Source organism: Nocardioides sp. (assembly GCF_014360585.1).
Classification (GTDB): Bacteria; Actinomycetota; Actinomycetes; order Propionibacteriales; family Nocardioidaceae; genus Nocardioides.
Genome location: NZ_JACIXG010000160.1, coordinates 1 through 1,816 on the forward strand (window position 1 = coordinate 1; position 1,816 = coordinate 1,816).

The 1,816-nt window shown below is 70.6% G+C and carries 1 protein-coding gene; it reads right to left on the minus strand.

Annotation, left to right across the window (positions count from 1 at the left end):
• On the minus strand, positions 1 to 1,722 hold a 1,722-nt coding region (locus H5T77_RS25605; RefSeq protein ID WP_292653431.1), incomplete at its 3' end, for a CarD family transcriptional regulator.
• Between the last annotated feature and the right edge of the window lie 94 nt (positions 1,723 to 1,816).

The following is a 1,816-nucleotide window of genomic DNA, read 5'->3' on the forward strand; positions in this document are numbered from 1 at the left end:
CTTGGAGGCTCCGTACTCCAGGACGAGGTATTCGCGGGTCGCGCCCTGCACCTCGCGCTGCTTCATCTCGATGAACTGCCCGACCCCGTGCTGCTCGTGGACGACGTAGTCGCCGGGCTTCAGCTCGAGCGGGTCGATCTGCTTCTTGCGCCGGGTCGGCATCTTGACCATGTCGCGCGTGGACGACTTCTGGCCGGAGATGTCCTCGCCGGTGAGCACGACCAGCTGGTTGGCGTCGTCGAGGAAGCCGTGGTTGAGCCGGGCGTGGATGACGGTGACCGTCTTGTGGACGGGTTTGGCGGTCTCTTCGTCACGCTCTGCCAGACGGGCCGGGACGTCGCGCTCCCCCAAGGCTTCGACCGTACGCTGCGCCGTGCCGTGCGCGGGCTGGACCACGACCACGCGGTAGGAGTCGTCGCGCCAGCGCTCGATGTCGGTCAGGGCCGCGGCGGTGTCGCCGCGGTAGGCCTTCGCGGGCTGCCAGTCGATCTTGCGGGCCGGGACCCCGACCACATCCGGGTCGGCAAGATCGGAGTCGGCGTCATCCAGGCCGAACGGGCTGACCGACCACCACGGCTTGCCCTGGGAGATGGCGTGGGCGCGCACGTCGGCCAAGTCCTTGTAGGAAGCCGCCGAGAGGTCGATCGGGGCGACTCCCCCGCTGGCCGCGGCGGCCCAGGAGGCGCCGAGGAACTCATCAGCGGTGGCGACCAGGTCGTGGGCACGGCTGCGGATCCGCTCGGGGTCGAGCAGGAGGACGTGGCTGTTCTCCGGGATCAGGTCGAGCAGCAGCTCCATGTCGTCGACGAGCGCGGGCGCGAGCGACTCCATGCCGTCGACCGCGATCCCGGCGGCGATCTTGTCGGTGAGCTCGACCAGGGTGGGGTGGGCCTCGCCGAGCGCCTTGGCTCGCGCCCTGACCTCCGGGGTGAGCAGGAGCTCGCGGCAGGGCGGCGCCCACAGCCGCTCGGTCTCGCCGCCGTGCTCGGGCGGGATCGCCCGCTGGTCGGCGACCGCGAAGTGGCGCAGCGAGTCGATCTCGTCGCCCCAGAACTCCACCCGGACCGGATGCTCCTCGGTGGGCGGGAAGACGTCGACGATGCCGCCTCGGACGGCGAACTCGCCGCGCTTCTCGACCAGGTCGACGCGAGAGTAGGCCGCATCGGCGAGCTTCTGGACGACGTCGTCGAGGGCCGCTTCCTGGCCCTTGATCAGCTCCACGGGCTCCAGGTCGCCGAGACCCTTGACCTGCGGCTGGAGCACGCTGCGGACCGGGGCGACGACGACCTTCAGCGGGCCGTGGGCGCCGTCTGCATCGGGGTGGCGGAGACGGCGGAGCACCGCCAGGCGGCGCCCGACGGTGTCGCTGCGCGGGGAGAGCCGCTCGTGAGGCAGCGTCTCCCAGCTCGGGTAGAGAGCCACCGAGTCGGGCGGCAGCAGGTCGGTCAGGTCGTTGACCAGGTCCTCCGCCTCGCGCGAGGTCGCGGTCACCGCGAGGACGGTGCGCTCCTGGCGTACGAGACCGGTGACCACGAACGGACGCAGCGCCTCCGGCCCGGTGACGTCGAGCGCCAGCATCCGGCCGCCCTTGGCCTCCGCCATCACCTCGCTCAGGGCAGCATCGCGCAGGACGAGATCGGCGAGCGGGGCGAGGATCACGGGTGACTCCAAAATGACGGCAAGCACGAGAGCCCCGGCCGGGAAGACAGGGGGTGCAGGCACCAGTCTAGAAGACGTGCGTACGCCGTGGTCGAGGCGTGCTCACCGGTGGTCGAGCCTGTCGAGACCCCGCAATCTCAAACCTGTTGACTTCGAG